The organism is Bradyrhizobium niftali, assembly GCF_004571025.1.
Lineage (GTDB): Bacteria > Pseudomonadota > Alphaproteobacteria > Rhizobiales > Xanthobacteraceae > Bradyrhizobium > Bradyrhizobium niftali.
In genome coordinates, this window is the sequence record NZ_SPQT01000050.1 from 1 (window position 1) to 17,111 (window position 17,111).

The 17,111-nt window shown below is 64.4% G+C and carries 20 protein-coding genes and 1 pseudogene; 9 read left to right on the plus strand and 12 right to left on the minus strand.

The window, feature by feature from the left end:
* The 3 genes and pseudogenes from E4K65_RS49180 to E4K65_RS43540 all read right to left on the minus strand — a co-directional run.
* Window positions 1-173: pseudogene (locus E4K65_RS49180) on the minus strand (IS110 family transposase); the annotation flags it as partial.
* A gap of 117 nt (window positions 174-290) precedes the next feature.
* Window positions 291-884 carry a hypothetical protein gene (locus E4K65_RS43535; RefSeq protein WP_235885997.1) on the minus strand — a complete coding sequence of 198 codons (594 nt, stop codon included), beginning with the start codon at window positions 882-884 and terminating at the stop codon, window positions 291-293.
* 71 nt (window positions 885-955) lie between these two features.
* A complete protein-coding gene (locus tag E4K65_RS43540) occupies window positions 956-1,552 on the minus strand; it encodes a superoxide dismutase (RefSeq protein WP_167771630.1) in 597 nt (198 codons plus the stop codon).
* Between the two features lie 536 nt (window positions 1,553-2,088).
* Between E4K65_RS43540 and E4K65_RS43545 the strand changes: the two genes are divergently transcribed.
* On the plus strand, window positions 2,089-2,820 hold the full coding sequence (locus E4K65_RS43545; protein WP_135179328.1) for a haloacid dehalogenase type II: 732 nt from the start codon (window positions 2,089-2,091) through the stop codon (window positions 2,818-2,820).
* Window positions 2,821-2,858: 38 nt separating this feature from the next.
* Window positions 2,859-3,326: a YbaK/EbsC family protein gene (locus E4K65_RS43550; protein WP_135179329.1), complete on the plus strand. Its 468-nt coding sequence runs from the start codon at window positions 2,859-2,861 to the stop codon at window positions 3,324-3,326.
* A gap of 91 nt (window positions 3,327-3,417) precedes the next feature.
* Here the strand turns inward: E4K65_RS43550 and E4K65_RS43555 are convergent, their stop codons facing one another.
* Complete coding sequence (locus E4K65_RS43555) at window positions 3,418-3,639, minus strand: hypothetical protein (protein ID WP_135179330.1); 222 nt, start codon at window positions 3,637-3,639, stop codon at window positions 3,418-3,420.
* A gap of 158 nt (window positions 3,640-3,797) precedes the next feature.
* Complete coding sequence (locus E4K65_RS43560; protein ID WP_167771631.1) at window positions 3,798-4,385, minus strand: VOC family protein; 588 nt, start codon at window positions 4,383-4,385, stop codon at window positions 3,798-3,800.
* A gap of 208 nt (window positions 4,386-4,593) precedes the next feature.
* Here E4K65_RS43560 and E4K65_RS43565 point away from each other — a divergent pair, with 208 nt between their 5' ends.
* A complete protein-coding gene (locus E4K65_RS43565) occupies window positions 4,594-5,424 on the plus strand; it encodes an adenylate/guanylate cyclase domain-containing protein (protein ID WP_135179332.1) in 831 nt (276 codons plus the stop codon).
* A gap of 58 nt (window positions 5,425-5,482) precedes the next feature.
* Here the strand turns inward: E4K65_RS43565 and E4K65_RS43570 are convergent, their stop codons facing one another.
* The 3 genes from E4K65_RS43570 to E4K65_RS49655 form a co-directional block, all read right to left on the minus strand.
* Window positions 5,483-5,833: a hypothetical protein gene (locus E4K65_RS43570; protein WP_135179333.1), complete on the minus strand. Its 351-nt coding sequence runs from the start codon at window positions 5,831-5,833 to the stop codon at window positions 5,483-5,485.
* Between the two features lie 209 nt (window positions 5,834-6,042).
* On the minus strand, window positions 6,043-7,026 hold the full coding sequence (locus E4K65_RS43575) for a helix-turn-helix transcriptional regulator (RefSeq protein WP_135179334.1): 984 nt from the start codon (window positions 7,024-7,026) through the stop codon (window positions 6,043-6,045).
* Window positions 7,013-7,141 (minus strand): hypothetical protein, encoded by a 129-nt coding sequence (locus E4K65_RS49655; RefSeq protein WP_271575647.1) that lies wholly within the window; start codon window positions 7,139-7,141, stop codon window positions 7,013-7,015. Before E4K65_RS49655 ends, E4K65_RS43575 begins: the two co-directional genes overlap by 14 nt.
* A 170-nt stretch (window positions 7,142-7,311) precedes the next feature.
* Between E4K65_RS49655 and E4K65_RS43580 the strand changes: the two genes are divergently transcribed.
* Entirely contained in the window at window positions 7,312-9,924 is a 2,613-nt protein-coding gene (locus tag E4K65_RS43580; protein ID WP_135179335.1) for an autotransporter outer membrane beta-barrel domain-containing protein, read from the plus strand.
* Between the two features lie 9 nt (window positions 9,925-9,933).
* Here E4K65_RS43580 and E4K65_RS43585 read toward each other — a convergent pair whose 3' ends face one another.
* The gene (locus E4K65_RS43585) at window positions 9,934-10,920 is read right to left on the minus strand and encodes a tripartite tricarboxylate transporter substrate binding protein (protein ID WP_135179336.1); all 987 of its coding nucleotides are present in this window, start codon (window positions 10,918-10,920) and stop codon (window positions 9,934-9,936) included.
* 147 nt (window positions 10,921-11,067) lie between these two features.
* On the opposite strand from E4K65_RS43585, the gene E4K65_RS43590 reads away from it, so the two are divergent.
* Complete coding sequence (locus E4K65_RS43590) at window positions 11,068-11,325, plus strand: hypothetical protein (RefSeq protein WP_167771632.1); 258 nt, start codon at window positions 11,068-11,070, stop codon at window positions 11,323-11,325.
* Between the two features lie 109 nt (window positions 11,326-11,434).
* Here E4K65_RS43590 and E4K65_RS43595 read toward each other — a convergent pair whose 3' ends face one another.
* Window positions 11,435-12,370: a LysR family transcriptional regulator gene (locus E4K65_RS43595; protein ID WP_135179338.1), complete on the minus strand. Its 936-nt coding sequence runs from the start codon at window positions 12,368-12,370 to the stop codon at window positions 11,435-11,437.
* A 117-nt stretch (window positions 12,371-12,487) separates the two neighbouring features.
* Between E4K65_RS43595 and E4K65_RS43600 the strand changes: the two genes are divergently transcribed.
* From E4K65_RS43600 to wrbA, 3 genes are all read left to right on the plus strand, one after another.
* Window positions 12,488-13,240, plus strand: coding sequence for an SDR family NAD(P)-dependent oxidoreductase (locus tag E4K65_RS43600; RefSeq protein ID WP_135179339.1), 753 nt, complete (start codon window positions 12,488-12,490; stop codon window positions 13,238-13,240).
* Between the two features lie 37 nt (window positions 13,241-13,277).
* A complete protein-coding gene (locus E4K65_RS43605) occupies window positions 13,278-13,976 on the plus strand; it encodes a pirin family protein (protein WP_135179340.1) in 699 nt (232 codons plus the stop codon).
* Window positions 13,977-14,086: 110 nt separating this feature from the next.
* On the plus strand, window positions 14,087-14,686 hold the full coding sequence (gene wrbA / locus E4K65_RS43610; protein WP_135179341.1) for an NAD(P)H:quinone oxidoreductase: 600 nt from the start codon (window positions 14,087-14,089) through the stop codon (window positions 14,684-14,686).
* Window positions 14,687-14,963: 277 nt separating this feature from the next.
* Here wrbA and E4K65_RS43615 read toward each other — a convergent pair whose 3' ends face one another.
* Window positions 14,964-15,848: a protein-L-isoaspartate O-methyltransferase family protein gene (locus E4K65_RS43615; RefSeq protein WP_167771633.1), complete on the minus strand. Its 885-nt coding sequence runs from the start codon at window positions 15,846-15,848 to the stop codon at window positions 14,964-14,966.
* 114 nt (window positions 15,849-15,962) lie between these two features.
* On the minus strand, window positions 15,963-16,439 hold the full coding sequence (locus E4K65_RS43620) for an Lrp/AsnC family transcriptional regulator (RefSeq protein WP_092187500.1): 477 nt from the start codon (window positions 16,437-16,439) through the stop codon (window positions 15,963-15,965).
* 122 nt (window positions 16,440-16,561) lie between these two features.
* Here E4K65_RS43620 and E4K65_RS43625 point away from each other — a divergent pair, with 122 nt between their 5' ends.
* A complete protein-coding gene (locus E4K65_RS43625; protein WP_135179343.1) occupies window positions 16,562-17,101 on the plus strand; it encodes an RBBP9/YdeN family alpha/beta hydrolase in 540 nt (179 codons plus the stop codon).
* The last annotated feature ends 10 nt before the right edge of the window (window positions 17,102-17,111 follow it).

Below are 17,111 nucleotides of genomic sequence, written 5' to 3' on the forward strand. Positions count from 1 at the left end.
GGCCCAGCCTCCAGCCCGATCCGCTTCACTGCAAAGCCAAGCGTCTCGAAAAATTCAACCAAGGCGTTGGGTTCGCTCGTGACCTTCGCTTCCTTCAGGATTTTACCTTGGGCATCCACAACGCATACGCTCGACAGTTCCAATGACACGTCAATTCCGGCATAGTTCTCCACGGCTGTCCTCCGTCTCCAGATGCTTGGGGCCGACTCAAGTCGTGACCCCGTTTCATCATCTATCGGGGGACAGCCACCATCATCACCCCTTGCTCGGAGCCGGGCCCATTACCGCATCTAGTTCAGCGCATCGTATGTCAGGTCGTCGAATACGGTGACACTGTCGGCCTTGGTCCACAAGCCGATCATGCCGGGGTCCCTGATCGATTCGTCCTCGACCTCGAACATCGGCTTGCCGTCATACGTCACCTTGAATAGCTTTCCCGCGAATTCGCAACGCAGGGAATGCCATCGACCTGATGGCACCGATACCTTGACGCCATAGCCGCCTTTCCGGCCGACGATATCGAGCGCGCTGCGAACACCCTTGATCGTCTTGTAGAGCACAACATTGTCTTCAAGCGCGTTAGCCCGCACGACATAGTAATTGTCGGCATCCTTTGCGCGCCAGACAAGACCGGCCGCACGATCCTCGGAGCCTGCGATCGCCTTGAATTTGACCTCGACGAACCCGTCCAGGATGCTGGTGCCGTTCCTGAGCGCCACTGGAAACGTCGCCTGACCGGATTGTTTCAGGACGTTCGGCTTGCTTGGCGCCGTCGACTCCTCCTCGACCGTCCATTTGGGCTGGCCACGACCCGTCATCGTCAGAGTCCAGCCTTCGGGCGCCGCGCCGGTTGCTGCGTTGTCAAAATTTACAGTTTCTGCCATCGCGTTTCCTTCCACCAACAATAGGAACAACGCCGCCCCCAAGCGCGCTGCGCTCATTCTTTGCGCGACGTCTAAGCTTCCCGCCTGTATTGATCGTACAGCGCTGCAGCGTTGTCCCATTTGATCGCTTCCATGTAGATGTCGACATACTTCGCGGCCGCGGCGCCATAATCCATGTGATAGGCGTGCTCATACATGTCGAGCACCAGCACGGGGCGTCCCCCGGCCAGCGTCGTCGTGTGGTCGGCGGCCCACTGATTGACCAGCCGCTTGTCGCGCGGTGAGTAGGAAAGAATCACCCAGCCGGAGCCGCCGCCTTCGGCCTTGCCCATGGCGGAGAACTCGGCGCGCCACCGCTCCATGCTGCCGAAATCGCGCGCGATCGCGTCGGCAAGTGCTGTGCTCGGCTTGCCGGCACCGCCGAGCCCGTCGAAATAGATTTCATGGAGGATCATCGAGTTTGACGCGACGAGCTCCTCGCGCTTCAGGCCGTTGATGACGAAGTTCGGAGCTTTCGCGAAGTCGAGCTCGGCGAGTTGCGTTCCGATTGCGTTGAGTCGCTTTACGGCGCCGACATAGTTGTTCTCGTAGTGACTGACGAGGACCTTCTCCGAGATGCCAGTGATGGATTTCGGATCGAACGGCATCGGCTTGGGCTGGTATGTCATTGGCCTGGCTCCTGTTGGCTGATTGACTTGCGCAAGGGCTTGCGTCCCCGCGAGTAGTGCGGTCGATGCCGCGGCGGCCCCCACGCCCCTGATGAAGTCTCGGCGGTCGGTATTCGTGGTCATGGCGTCCTCCACTTGATCGTCGTCCCCAACGTGCCCCGCGTGCTCGCTAGCTCCTGGTGCTCCCCGTCTTGTCGCGCGCGCAAATAGACCGCGCGGCCCTCGTCGATACGAACATCGACGAGGGCCGGCGCGCTGGCGGCACCAATTGACGGGACAATTTCTGTGATGAGATCGAGATGAAAGAAGACATGCAGCGTCCTTGGTGACCAGGACGCGATACTTGGGCATGTCGCCTCGCGGGGAGATCGCAAATCCCCGTGCCCCGAATTAAACGCCTGCCGGCGGCAGTGTCAATCTGCTGCGCGAGGTCGACGGGGTGACGATTTCTTGAAGAAGGTTCCCACCTTGTCGCGCACCGGGCCGTTTCGGTATTGTCCGTGCGCCTTCCGCAAAGGTCAAAAAGGACCGAGCCAATGCCCCTCAAAGCCGTCGTCTTCGACGCCTACGGAACGCTCTACGACATCCAGTCGGTCGCGGAGACCACCGAAGACGCGTTTCCGGGCTATGGCGAGATCATCACGCAGGTCTGGCGGATCAAGCAGCTTGAATACACCTGGTTGCGCTCGCTGATGCGGCGCTACCAGGATTTTGCCACCGTGACGCGCGACTCGCTGGCCTATACGCTGCGCGTGCTCGGGCTCGCTTACGAGAGCAACGCGTTCGAGCGCGTCATCGAGAAATATCTGCATCTCGATCTCTATCCGGACGTGGCAGCAGCGCTTGCGGCGCTGAAGCCGCGCAAGCTCGCCATTCTCTCCAATGGCAGCCCGGAGATGCTCGATGCGCTCGTGCGCAACTCCGGGCTCGACCGCCTGCTCGATGCCACCATCAGCGTCGATGCCAGGAAGATCTTCAAACCGAGCCCGGAGGCCTATGAGCTGATCGGCGAGGTGCTCGGCACCAAGCCGGACGAGGTTCTGTTCGTGTCCTCCAATCCCTGGGACGTGGCCGGCGCGAAGTCGTATGGATTGGACGTCGCCTGGATCGAACGGGTGACGCCCGAGGCGATGGCGCTGGCTTGCGTCGAGACCGAACTCGTGGCACCGCTGACGATGTTCAAGGCGATCCGCACCCAGATGGACGAGCTTGGCTTTGCGCCGGACCACCGTGTCCGCGCGCTCTCCGAGCTGCCAAGGATCGCCTAAGGATCGCCTAAGCATCACCGCCCGCCCGTGAGACTGGAATGAGCCTGCAATCCGTTCGCGCCTTCTTCGCCGAAAATGCCCCCGACATATCCGTCATCGAATCCCCGATCAGCTCCGCCACCGTGACGCTGGCCGCCGAAGCCTACGGGGTCGAGCCCGGCCGGATCGCCAAGACGCTGTCCTTGCGGATCGGTGAGCGCGTGATCCTGATCGTTGCCAGCGGCACCTCGCGGATGGACAACAAGAAGGTGAAGACGCAGTTCGGCGGCAAGCCGAAGATGCTGGGGCTGGAAGAGGTCGCCGAGATCACCGGCCACGAGGTCGGCGGCGTCTGCCCGTTCGGGCTGAAATCGCCCCTGCCGATCTATTGCGACGTGTCGCTGAAGGCATTCGACGAGGTGGTGCCGGCGGCAGGCTCGACCCACAGCGCCGTGCGCATCACCCCGGAGCGGATGGCCGAGCTCACCGCGGCCGAATGGGTCGATGTCTGCGAGCACAGGCCGTAACTCGGGCACGTGTACACTTTGATAGCGCTGTTAGCGGTAGCGCCAACTGAAGCGATGAGCCAACAATGCTTATGTGGCGACAGGTCCGAAGTTAGCCGCCCCAGCCGCAATAGGGACGGCAGCGATAGCCTACACGATGCGAATGGCCCCAGTGCCAGTGCCCCCAGCCGAAACGCGCTTGCACCAGGTCGCTCTCCTGCACCATCGACTTGGCGGCGCCGGACAAAGGGGTGGCCGGAGCAGCCATTGCAGGTACGCTGAGCAATATCGCGCCAATCGCGAAAAGTGCAGCAGGAATTTTGGTCATGGACATGACATTCCTCCGATCCACAGCTTCCGACCAGAATCAACTTGGCTGACGGCAATTCGTTGCACGGTTATGACGGTTTCGGGGCCGGACGGCCTGTCGCTGAACCGCGATGGCGCCAGATGTGATGCCTGATGCATTTGCCGGTCAGGGAAGGGCCTTCGTCAATCCAGCGGTACGCGCGGATCGAAGGGCTCGGAGGGCGGAAATTCGCCGGCGAAGGCCCGGCGATGCAGGTCGTCGCGGGACGCTCCGCCGTTGCGGGCCGCAACCATCTTCGACGGATCGACCGGCACGCCGATCGGATTGCTCGCAAACTCCCTTGAGGTCCGCATCCATTCCGACGATTTGTTCCAGTCGTCGAAATTGTCGTATTGCAGCTCGACGCTGTTGCCGTCCGGGTCGACGTAATAGAACGACGTCGTGACGCCGTGATCGAGCGACATGTGCGGCTTGATGCCGAGCTCGAGCAGCCGTGCGTAGGTGTCGAGCAAGTCGTTGAAATTCCCATACTCGAACGCGATGTGGTGCATCCCGGTGTGCACCAGCTTATCCGGATCGTCGCTCATCCTGGGCGACGTCAGCAACGCGATGCGATGATTGGCGCCGTCGTTGGTGAGCCAGGCACCGCCCGGAAACTGGAAGTTCGGCCTTGATCCGACAACTGTCCCATACCAGTCGATCATCTCCTGCAGACGCGTGGTCTTCAGATTGACGTGATGCAGCGTGGGCTGGTTGATCCTGCTTGTCACAGACGTTCTCCCTGGCTTGGACGAATTCATCATGTGGTCCGGACGGGCGGCAGATTCGCCAAAGTAACCACGTTTCGCGCCATCGGGACGGCTGGCGCGCGGTTCGGCAAAGGGCTGGAGGGCGACCGGACGACCGATGGTTGAACGGTGCTGGCGATGGATGCGATGCCTGATGCATTTTCCGGTCGGGGAGGCTAGCATAGCGACCATGACCGACGACAAAGTGAAACGACGACTGACCACCGTGCTGTGCGCTGACGTGTACGGCTATTCTCGTCTCATGGAAGCAGACGAGACCGGAACGCTGGAGACGCTCCGCCGCTACCGCACGGCCATTGCGCGATTGGTCGAGCGTCACGACGGCCGCATCGTGAATACCTGGGGCGATGCCGTGATCGCCGAGTTCGCCAGCGTCGTCGAGGCCGTGCAATGCGCGGTCGAGATTCAGCAGGAAATCTCCCAGCAGGATTCGGACGTGCCTCAGGCGAACCCGATGCGGTTTCGCATCGGCATCAACCTCGGCGACGTGATGGTGGACGGCTCCGACATCTATGGCGACGGGGTCAATATCGCCTCGCGGCTGCAAGAACTCGCAGAACCCGGCGGCGTCGTGATCTCGAGCTCCGTCTATGATCAGGTGCACAACAAACTATCCGTTGGCTTCGACTGCCTCGGCCAGCGCCCCATGAAGAACATTGCTCCCCTGACCAGCTATCGGTTGACCCTGGGCGGCCGGACCGCCGGGCAAGGGAGCTTCCCGATTGAGGAAAGCCCAACTCCCCGAGAGACAGCTCGTGCTCCGCGGATTGGCGACAGGCACGAGCCATCCTCGTGGACGCAAGTCGTGTTGGATTGGCTAGCGAAGCTGCCCCGCCCGGTTGCAGCAGCCCTCACGGTCTCGGCCTTTCTGATTCTGATCAATGTTTTCACGAGCCATAAGATCTGGTTCCATTGGCCGGTCGCAGCCATTCTCTTCGGTGTCATCTTGCGGACGGCGCTTCGAGATCGACCTGAATCGGACCGCAAGGGAGAGCGCTGAACGAGGCGACACGACCGCATCTTCGCGCCTACCGCTGCATACCATGCGCCAGAGAGCGCTAGTCGTCGTCATCGTAAGGCCGCGGCTGCGCCGGCGGAGGTGGCGGCACAGCATTGTAGCGCGACGGCGGCGCGGCCCGCCCTCGCGGCGCCTGCTGTTGCGGCGGCATCTGGTTGTTGGACTGGAACACCGCACGGCAGCCGCTGGAGAGTTGCGGCGTGTTCTGCTGCAAGCAGGCTGTGATGCGGCTCACATCCGGAATCTGGTCGCTGCACAGGCGCCACACATCGGGTGTGCAGGCCATCTGCTGTTCCATGGTTCCGCGATATTCTTCGGCGAATGCTGCGCCTTGCGCGACGATGCCGCCAATCGCGAGCGCCACACCCAGCGCAATCCGCTCTGTTCGCATGTCTCGATTCCTTCTCCATTCCCTCGAATTCTCTTTAATCAATGAGACGCAAGCTGGTTCTGGACCAACAAAAAAATGTGAAAGCGGCGTTGGAACCTTGTTCGATTTTGCCGATCTTCACCGCTGCGATTGGCCGCGTGCGGCGACGCAACCTCCCCCGCCGCCGTTTGCGCCACGAGATCAAGGACGGACCAAAAACGTCCTTCCGACTACGGCTTGTCGCCCGTTTCCGCGTGCCGCGCTTTCGCGTCCAGCGGCGTCATGCCGAAACGACGCCGAAATGTGCGGTGAAAATACGAGACGTCGTTGAAGCCGGAGAGATGGGCGATGTCGCTGACCTTGGCCGCCCGGTGCCTCGGATCGCGCAGCAGCCGTGCCGCCCGCAATAGCCGCTGCTCCAGCACGAACTCCGAGAACGTGACGCCGCTGCGCTCGAACAGCAATTGAATGGTGCGAGGGCTGGCGCGATGGCGCCGCGCGAGGTCGGCGAGCGTGAGGCCGCCTTCGCCGAGCCGCGCCACAATGTCGGCCTTGATGGCTTCCAGCCGAGCCGCTGCGAGGCCGCGCTCTTTCGCCTGTTCGGTGGCGTCGCGCCTGCCGCCGAGCACCAGCACCATCAAATCCATCAGGTGTTGCGAAACGGCGTGCTGCGCCAGTGCATCGAGTCCCGGGGCGTGCTGAACCGCGAAGTCGTAATATCGATGCAGCAGCGCAGTGAGCGCTGGGTTGTGATCGAGCGGTCGCGCGACACTGTCTTCGGCATCGGGGCAATAAGACAGCAGCGTCTTGCGGTCGAACAAAGCCGCCTTGTTGCCGCCCTCCTCGAGCTGCGAGACGAATGCGCCCTTGATGGAGGCGTCGATGAGGCTGATGCCCAGCGGCGCGACTTCGAGCGCGCGACGGCCCATGACCGCGTGCAGCGGCGAATCCGGCGCCATCAGCAATGCCAGATTGTCGCTGGCGTTGAGCGTCATAAATCTGATCGGCGTGCCGCTGCAGGAGGATATCGTTGCCTGCGGCAACATCAGCGCTTTGACGTCGCAGTGAAAAGAGCCGTCGGACAAAGGCGAAAGATCGGCTGCCATCACGCGGCGGCAAAACTCCTCCCGCCACATCTCATAGGCCGGCCCATGCGGCTCGCCGGCATAGCCGAGGCGCGGCGCGCCATGGATCGATTGGTCATCGGCCGCCATAGGCGCGCGTCTCCAGGCTGGTGTAGCGGAATACCAATATCGCGTTGGCGGCTGCGCGCAACGCGCCGCACACAAGGTTGCGCGCCGGGCCATCGAGCTTTGCGCCTCTGTCCATTTGCTGCGTCAACGCGCCGCGCCGCCGGCCCGGCCGTACGTGGCATCGCCGCAACAGGCCGGCGCAAACCGGCGTCCTTGCGCCTTCAGCCATAATGCGTTTCGCATGGCTCCAAGAAGGGCCGCGCCGTTCCCGCTAGCAATTCGGAGACTGCTACAAGGGAATTGTCGATGCCGATTGGAATACAGACCCGCGCGCAAGACGCCGTGACGGCGACCGTCCTGCGCAACAGGCTGCTCGTCACCACCGCGCTGGCGCCGCTCGCGCTCGGCGGACTACTCTCGCTGGCACCCGGCCCGGCGCGCGCCGCCTGCACCGTGGTCGGCACCGGCACCATCGGCGCGCTCAATTCGGGTGACGTTGCGACCTGCACCGGCCTCGGCAACACCAACCACATCAACGCCACCGGCGGCAGCAACGTCACGGTCAATATCGGCGATGGTACGTTGACATCGCTCCTGCCCGGCGCCGGAATTCCCGCGATCGTTTACGACAGCACGTCGAATTCGAATGTGACCATAAATAACCAGGCCACGGTCTCCACCTATAGCGGAGCCGTCCTCCTGTCCAACGGCTCGAACAACAACAATGTGACGATCGCGGCCGGCGGGATCGCGGAAGGTACGGGCAACGCCGAAGCGGCGATCGTCATCGACAATTCGAACGGTAATCTCGTCAACATTCGCGGGACGGCAGTCGGCACCGGAGCAAACACGACGGGCCTCCGAATAGGCGGGAACGCCAATGTCGTCACTGTTTATCAGGGCGGATCCATCGGTGGGGGCCATACCGGCGTGCAATTCGTTGCCGGCGGCAACACCCTCATCAATGCCGGCACGATCTCCGGCGGCTTCTTCATCGCCATCCAGGGCTCTTCCGGCACCGACACGATCCTCAATTCCGGAACCATCTCGGGCGGCGGCAGCGGAGCGATCGACCTGTTCGGGGGCGACGACGTGCTCACCCTCGCCCCCGGCTCGACGATCACCGGGTTTGTGCGCGGCGGCGCCGGCACCGACACGCTGAATTTCGGCGGCGCGGGAAGCGCCACGTTCGACCTCGGAACTCTCGGCGCCGGCCTGCAATATGACGAGTTCGAGCAACTGACCAAGACCGGCTCCTCGGTCTGGACGCTGACCGGCACCACCGCCTTCAATGGCGCGACGACGGTGGACGCAGGCGGCCTGATCGTGAACGGCACCTTGCCGTCGGTGGTCACCGTCAACGGCGGCTATCTCGGCGGCACCGGCACGGTCAGCGGCATCGTCGTCAACAATGGCGGCATGGTCGCAACAGGCAATTCGATCGGGACTCTCAATGTCAGCGGCAATGTCGCCTTCAATGCCGGCTCGACCTTCCAGGTCGAGATCAATGCCGGCGGCCAGTCCGACAAGATCGCCGCAACCGGCACCGCAACCCTCAATGGCGGCACGGTGCAGATCGTGCCGCTCGGCGCGGGCTTTCTCGCCAACACCCAATACACGATCCTCACCGCGACCGGCGGCGTCAACGGCACTTTCGCGACGCTCACGACCGCGGGCAGCCCGCTGGTTTCGGGGCAGCTCAGCTACGACGCCAACAATGTCTACTTCCTTCTGCAACAGATCGGCGGCTTCGGCACACTGTCGGGCCTGACGCCGAACCAGGCCGCGGTAGCCGGCGCGCTGGATCAGGCGCAGTCCGGCGGCGCGTCGGGACCGCTCGGCACCGCGATCAACACGCTCGCCGTGCTCAATGCATCGGGCATCAAGGCCGGCCTCGACGATCTCGCCGGGCAAATCCACGCCGATGGTCGCCGCTTCAGCACCGACCAGGCCGATGCGTTCCAGGGCTTCATGTGGAACGCCGGCACGCAGTCGCGCGGCGAGACCCTGCGCATGTCGGTGTCCTCCTACGCCGCGGAGCCGGCCGACCCGATCGGCAAGGCGCTCGGCGCGCGCCGCGCCGCGCCCGCGCAGAGCGTATGGTTTGGCGGTTACGGCAATTGGGACAAGGTGGCGGCGACCGACATCGCCTTCGGAACAAATGCAAGCGTCGCCGGCGCCGCGCTCGGCGTCGATCTGTGGCGCACGACGGGCCTCACCGCAGGTCTCGCGGTCGGCGCCTCGACCGGCAAGCTGCGGACGGCGGGTCGCGCCGACAGCATCGAGGCCAATGCCGGCCATGGCGGCTTCTACGCGCGTGGCGAGAGCGGCGGAATCAATCTCGCATCCGCGATCAGCTACTCCTTCGCGGCGCTCGAATCCTCGCGCACGATCTCGTTCCTGGGAGAAACCGCGATCGGCTCCTCGCATACCCACACCTTTGCCGCATCGCTCGGCATCGCGCGGCCGTTCGACGTCGGACGGGGTGTGACAGCCGAGCCGTTCGCCAAGGCCGACTGGTATGCGACGCGCCAGAACGGCTTTTCCGAGACCGGCGCACCCGGCGTCAATCAGCTGGTGCGGGCCGGCGGCTTCGACACCGCCTATGGCACGGCCGGTCTGCGGGCGCTTTACTACACCATGATGCCGAACGGTCGCGCGGCGCAGTTCGGCGCGACACTTGCCATACGCCACGAGTTTTCCGGCAATGCGCCATCCATGACCGCGGCCTTCGACGGCGCGCCGGGCATTCCGCTCGCGATCACGGGCGTCGGACGGGCCCGCACGGCGGCACTCACCGGTGCCGAGATCCGGTGGGATCTCACTGCCGCGACGTCGTTCAAGGCCTCCTATGAGGGCGCGTTCGCACCGGGTCTCGACCGGCACACCCTGCGGGGCACGGTCCGCAGCGAATTCTGAGCCGGGCCCCTACTCCACCCGGCCGATCTTCTTCACCGCCGTGATCAGGCGCGCGCTATCGTCGGCGACGAAACGCGAGAACTCCGGCGCGTCCTGATAGGCGACGAGACTGCCTGAGGTGTCGAAGGCCTTGAGGACGTCCGGACTCGTCATCACCTGCGCCATGGCCTCGCGCAGCCGGGTCGCGATCGGCGCAGGAAGAGAGCTCGGTGCAAAGAGCCCGGCCCAGATGTACATCTCGACATCCTTGTAGCCGAGCTCCTGGAAGGTCGGCACGTCGGGGAAGCTCGCGATGCGTCGCGCGCCGCAATTGCCGAGCACGCGCAGCTTGCCGTCATCGACCTGCGGCTTCAGCGTGCCGGGCGCGGCGGCGATCGCCTGCACGGTGCCGCTGAGCAGCGCGGTGAGCGCGGGACCCGCGCCGCGGAACGGCACATGCAGCAACTTGATGCCGGCGCTGTTCGCAAACATCTCCATCGCCACATGCAGCGTGCCGTAAGGTCCGGACGAGCCATAGGTGATCTGGCCCGGCCGCTTCTTCGCATCCTCGATGAAATCCTGCGCAGTCTTCCATGGCGCCGAGACCGGCACCGCGAGCAGCGTGGGATCGGCGAGCACGCGCGCGATCGGCATGAACTGCGAGACCTCATAGGCGACGGGACGGTCGAACAGCCGGTCGGCCTCCGGCAGCACTGCGAGCGAGGAAAGGGTCATCAGCAGCGTGTAACCATCAGGCTCGGCGCGCGCCGCCGCGGCATTGCCGACCGATCCACCGCCGCCTCCGGCGCGGTTGTCGACGATCACGGGCTTGCCGAGGATCCGCTCCAGCGCCATGGCAACGGGGCGTGCGGCGAGATCGGCCTGGCCGCCGGCCGGAAACGGCACGATCATGGTGATGTTGCGGGCCGGATAGCTCTGCGCGAACGCCTGATCCGATGACGCAGCCCGCAACAACGGCAATGCCGCGGCTGCGCGCAAGAGATCGCGTCGATCCATGATGGTCCCTCCCCTCGATCTTCTTTGTTTCGCAGCCAGCCTAGCGCGGCGATCGGCAGGAACAAGACGTTTACGAAGTGTTAACCATGTCCCATCCGGCCCGGAACGCATGCCTGGGTCCGCTGTTGCCCTCCCAGGGAGTGAGTGATGCGCAATCTTCGGACCATTGATGTCGCGTTGGACGAGATGCTGGTGAATCTCGCAGCGATCGTGCTGCGGCTGTCAAAGCCCGAGGTGACGCGAACCCCGGAAGCGCGGCGCGCCTTGGCGCAATCGATCCACCAATACGCAGTCTGCGCGGCACACTCGACGGATCCGCGCGTCCACGAATTGAAATCGGAGCTGGAAGAGACGCTGAGGCCGAACTTGCGAATTGTCGCAAACAACGGCGTGAAAGTGTCGTAGCCGAACACCGTCATTGCGAGCGCAGCGAAGCAATCCAGAATCCCTCCGCGGAGACACCCTGGATTGCTTCGCTGCGCTCGCAATGACGGGATTGTTGAGGCCGCTCGCTCTACGACCCCTTCACCTTTCCGCGCGTCCGCCGCTTGCATGTGCCCGGCAGCTTTGCCGCGAGAAAATCGGCGAGAGCTTCGACGCGCGCGGGGCGTGGGCCGCCGGGCGGCGTCACCAGGTGCACGGCGCCTTCGGCCTGCTTCCAGTCCTTCAGGATCACCTCGACCTCGCCGGAGGAGATGGCCTCGCCGACGATGAATTCGGGAAGCTCGGCGATGCCGAGGCCGGCGATCAGCGCGGGCATCACCGCTTCGCCGTTGTTGACGCGAAGCTGCCCGCCCGGGCGCACGCTCGCCTGCTCGCCGGCGGAATTGGTGTAGTGCCAGACATTGGGCGTCGAGAGATAGGCGTAGCTGAAGCATTTGTGCTCGGCCAGATGCATCGGATGCGTCGGGCGGCCGTGGCGCTTGAGGTAGGACGGCGCCGCCACCGTGAAGCGCGGCATGGTGAAGAGCCGGCGCGCGATCAGTGAGGAATCCGGCAGCCGCGCGATCCGCACTGCCATGTCAAAACCCTCGCCGATCAGGTCGATGGTTGCATCGCTCAGATGCAGATCGACCGAGACTTCTGGATAGGTTTCGAAGAACTCCGGCAGCAGCGGCGCCACCGCCTTGATCCCGAACGTCATGGGCACGGCGAGCCGCACCAGGCCGCGCGGCGCCACCGATTGCGCCAGCGCCTCGTTCTCCGCCGCCTCACCATCGACGAGCAGGCGCGTCGCCCGTTCGGCGAGCTTGTGCCCGGCATCGGTCAGCGCGAGCCGGCGCGAGGTGCGGTTGAACAGCCGGGCGCCGAGCCGCTCCTCCAGCCGGGTGACGGCCTTCGACACCGTCGCCTTGGACATCGCGAGCTCGCTCGCGGCTCCCGCAAACGACCGTAATTCCACGACTTTTGCGAAAATCGCGAGCGCCTCGAAATCGGGGAGTTTTGCCATGGGGCCGGTCCAATCGGGCTATTTAGGAAACAATGTGTTTCAACAGTTTCTATTTTTATACCACGGGCGAACGCTTATCCAAGGGTCAATCGCAAACCCAGGGAATGGAGAAATCCAATGACCAAGAAGCTCTCAGGCAAGGTTGCCCTCGTCACCGGCGGCTCGCGCGGCATCGGCGCGGCCTCCGCCCGCGCACTCGCCGATGAAGGCGCGGATGTCGCCATCAGCTATGTCGCCTCGCCCGACAGGGCTGAGGCCGTCGTCACTGAGCTGAAGGCCAGGGGCGTCAAGGCCCGTGCCTTCAAGGCCGACCAGGCCTCGGCCAAGGACGTCACGAAGCTCGTCAGCGACGTCGCCAAGGAATTCGGCCATCTCGACATTCTCGTCAACAATGCCGGCGTCGCCGCGGGCGGTGCGATCGACGATGCCAACGCCGACACCGACGCCCTCGCCCGCCAGGATTCGGTCAACGTGCACGGCGTGATCGCGGCGATCCGCGCCGCCTCGCAGTTGATGGGCGAAGGCGGTCGCATCGTCACGGTCGGCTCGATGCTGGCCGACCGCGCCTCATTCCCCGGCCTTGCCGACTACGTCGCCACCAAGGCGGCCGTGGTCGGCTACACCAAGGGCGCGGCGCGCGACCTCGGCCCGCGCGGCATCACCGTCAACGTCGTGCAGCCCGGCTCGATCAACACCGACATGAACCCGGACGACGACCGCGACTTCGCGGAAGCCCAGCGCAAGCAGCACGCGCTCCAGCGCTTCGGCCGCCCCGAGGAAGTCGCCGCCGGCGTGGTCTTCCTCGCAAGCCCGGAGGCCTCCTTCGTCACCGGCACGGTGCTCAATGTCGACGGCGGGTTCGGCGCCTGAGCAAGGCGTCACCCGCTCAACCCAAGGAATTACGCACATGATCGAACTCAGACCTTTCGCGAAGCTCGGCGGCGCCGATCACGGCTGGCTCAAGGCCAAGCATCACTTCTCCTTCGCAAGCCATTACGATCCGGACAACACGGGTCACGGTGCCTTGCGGGTTTGGAACGACGACGAGATCGCGCCGAACACCGGCTTTCCCGCCCATCCTCACGCCAACATGGAAATCATCACCTATGTGCGCGAGGGCGCGATCACCCATCAGGACAGCCTCGGCAACGAGGGACGCACCGAGGCGGGCGACGTGCAGGTGATGAGCGCCGGCAGCGGCATCCGCCATTCCGAGTACAATCTCGAGCCGAGCAAGACCCGGATCTTCCAGATCTGGATCGAGCCTGTGACGCGCGGCGGACAGCCGACCTGGGGCTCGAAGCCGTTCCCGAAGGCAGACCGCTCCGGCAAACTCGTCACCATCGCGAGCGGTTTCGAGAACGACGCGGACGCACTGCCGATCCGCGCCGATGCCCGGGTCCTCGCCACCACGCTGAAGGCCGGCGAAAGCGCGGAGTACGAGCCGCAGAAGTCGCGGCATCTTTATCTGGTGCCCGCGGCGGGCTCAGTCGAGATCAACGGCGTGCGCGTCAACGCCCGCGACGGCGCCGCGATCCGCGACGAGAGCAGGCTGAAGATCACCGCTCTGGAGGATTCAGAGCTCGTGCTCGTCGACGCGGCGTAACGACTCTCTCCCTCATGCCCGGGACATCTAGCGCGAAGACGCTTCGCGCTTTTGCTTGGGCACGACGACCCCAACACGATCAATCCATCAATTCTGAAACGGAGACCACCATGACCAAAGTTCTCGTCCTGTATTATTCCGCCTACGGCCATATCGAAGCGATGGCCAATGCCGTTGCCGAAGGCGCGCGCGAAGCCGGCGTCACCGTCGACATCAAGCGCGTGCCCGAGCTGGTTCCGGCCGAGGTCGCGAAAGCCTCCTATTACAAGGTCGACCAGGCCGCGCCGATCGCAAAGATCGAGGACCTCGCCAATTACGACGCGATCATCGTCGGCACCGGCACCCGCTTCGGCCGGATGGCCTCGCAGATGGCCAACTTCCTCGACCAGGCCGGCGGGCTCTGGGCCAAGGGCGCGTTGCACGGCAAGGTCGGCGGCGCCTTCACGTCCAGCGCGACCCAGCATGGCGGCCAGGAGACGACGCTGTTCTCGATCATCACCAACTTGCTGCATTTCGGCATGGTCGTGGTCGGCATGAACTACGGCTTCGCCGGCCAGATGAAGCTCGACGAAGTCACCGGCGGCGCGCCCTACGGCGCCACCACGATCACCGGCGGTGACGGCAGCCGCCAGCCCAGCGCCAACGAGCTCGCCGGCGCGCGCTATCAGGGGCGCCAGATCGCGGAGACCGCCAAGAAGCTGCACGGCTAGCTGCACGGCTGAGCCTCGCAGTTAAGCTTTACGATCGACTGCATGGCTGATGCGACGCGGGCGGCATTCTCATTCGGGAATGCCGCCCCATCTCTGTGGGCAGGATATTTGACCAAAAGCGATGCGAATGGCTTTCGAACTCTTGTTGATAGCGCAGATGATCCGCAGGCCAGCGCAGGCGCTGGCGCGCCGCTGGTATTGCCGCAGCCTGTTCCGCGCCTCGCGCGGCCGGTTGCAGTGCGCCGGGTGCACGCGGTCGTAAGGCGCGCGTGACCCGCTAGGCCTGCGTGATGTCGGCGTGGGACGGAGTAGGATTTGTAAGAACAGGCGCAGGCGCCGTCGACAGCCACCAGCCCTCACCGGCGAACCAGCATGTCTGGTCGGGCGCGCCTTCTCTCCGCAACGACTGCACGCTCTCCCATCCCCTCGCGAACGCGTCGGCCAATCGCCGGCCGGCGTCCGCATCCTGCAATCCCGCGCAACCGATGAACTGGGCACGGCTGAGGAATTTCGCCGGCCAGACCGCGTCGTCGTCCGGGCGCGTGATCATCAGCATGCCGCCGAGCATGCCTTCGGGCGCCAGCGGAAACACCAGCCGCCCGCCGGGCCGCAGCGCATCGAGCCATTCGGCGGCCGGCTGCGCCGCGCCCGCGCAGACATAGATCACGTCGGCTTTGGGCAGATCGGACGCGATGCCCGAACGGTCGCGCACGTCCGCATGGGCGATGCCCTTCAGATTCGCGCGCGCAAGCCCCGCCAGACGTTCGTCGATCTCGTAGGCATGGACGCGGCCGCCGGGGCCGACGAGATGCGCCAGGATCGCGGTGTAATAGCCGCTGCCAGCGCCGATCTGGATCACGGTCTCGCCTTCCCTGACGGCGCAGCCGCTGAGCCAATAAGCGTGCGCACCGGGCATCCCGATATTGAGGCCACGCGCACTGTCGAGCGCCAGCAGCGTGTTCTGATAGAGGAACGCGGGATCATCATCGGGCGTCACGACATAGGGGTGGCCGCCGAGAGCGATCGACCACGGCCCGGGCCCGACGAAAGGCTCGCGCCTCACGGTCCGAAAGGCCTCCTCGATACGGGGATCCGCGGTCTTCGCCGCGGCGCAGATCAACTGCGCATAGAATACGCGATATTTTGCCGAACGATCTTCCATGTCGCCTCCGGGAAACAGAGGCGACGATAACACAACGCGCGCGATAATCGGAAGCTCTGCGCAATCGAGGGCTTTGTGACGGCGTGGTGACCTGTCGATCGCGCAGGCCGCGCCTCAACCGCGCTCGGCTTTCTTCCTGATAAGGTCTTTGCCGATCGGCCGCGCCGGTTCGCTCCGCAGCACCAGCGAGGTCGTGACGGCACCGAAGCCGGCAATACGATCCACGATCGTCTCGAGATCTTCCGGCGCCGGAACCAGCACCTTCAGCACGAAGCAGTCATCGCCGGTCACGCGATGGACTTCGACGATGTGGGGAATCTCGCTGAACCGTTTGAGACAGGTCTTGATGTGCTCATGCGAGGTGCGCAGGCGCACCAGCGCCATCAGGCCGAGCCCGAGGGCGCGCGGGTTGATGCGGGCGCCGTAGCCTTCGATGATGCCGGCTTCCTCGAGCCGCTTGACGCGTTCGGAGACGGCCGGCTGGGACAGCCCTACGGAACGGCCAAGCTCGGACAACGGCACGCGCGCATTGGCTTGCAGCGCCTCCAGGATCTTCAAGTCCTTGGCATCGATGCTCCCGAAGCGATCCAACAAAATTCTCCATTCCGCCTTGAGATCATCGGCAGACGGTCGATTACGCCGATGACTTGCCATGTGATGCAGGACCGGGATCGGCCACACTGCAGCGTCACCTCAGATATCACGGGACGATCATGCACGACATCATCACATTGCCGGGCCTCGGCGGCTCGGGAGACACCCATTGGCAGACGCTCTGGGAGCGCACCGACGCGCGCTTCACGCGATTTCAGCCGGCGAGCTGGGACCAGCCCGACCTCCATGACTGGGAGCAATCCCTGGAGCGAGCGGTCGGGCACTGCGCGAAGCCGCCTGTGCTGGTTGCACACAGCCTTGCCTGCCTGCTGGTGGTGCACTGGGCCGCTCGCTTCCCATCCGCGATTGCGGGTGCGTTTCTGGTCGCGGTCCCCGATCCGGACGGCGGCAATTTCCCCTTGGTAGCCGCCTCGTTCAAGCCGGTCCCGGACCGCACGCTGCGCTTTCCCTCGCTCATCATCGCCAGCACGAATGATCCCTATGGCGGGCTCGAGGTGACCCAGCGACGGGCGAGCGCCTGGCAGTCCGGCTTGATCGCGCCGGGCGCCCTCGGCCACATCAATGCGTCGAGCGGGCTTGGCGACTGGCTACAGGGTCGCGCGCTGCTGGATGCCTTCTGCGCAGGCCTTTCGAGATGATGAGCGAACA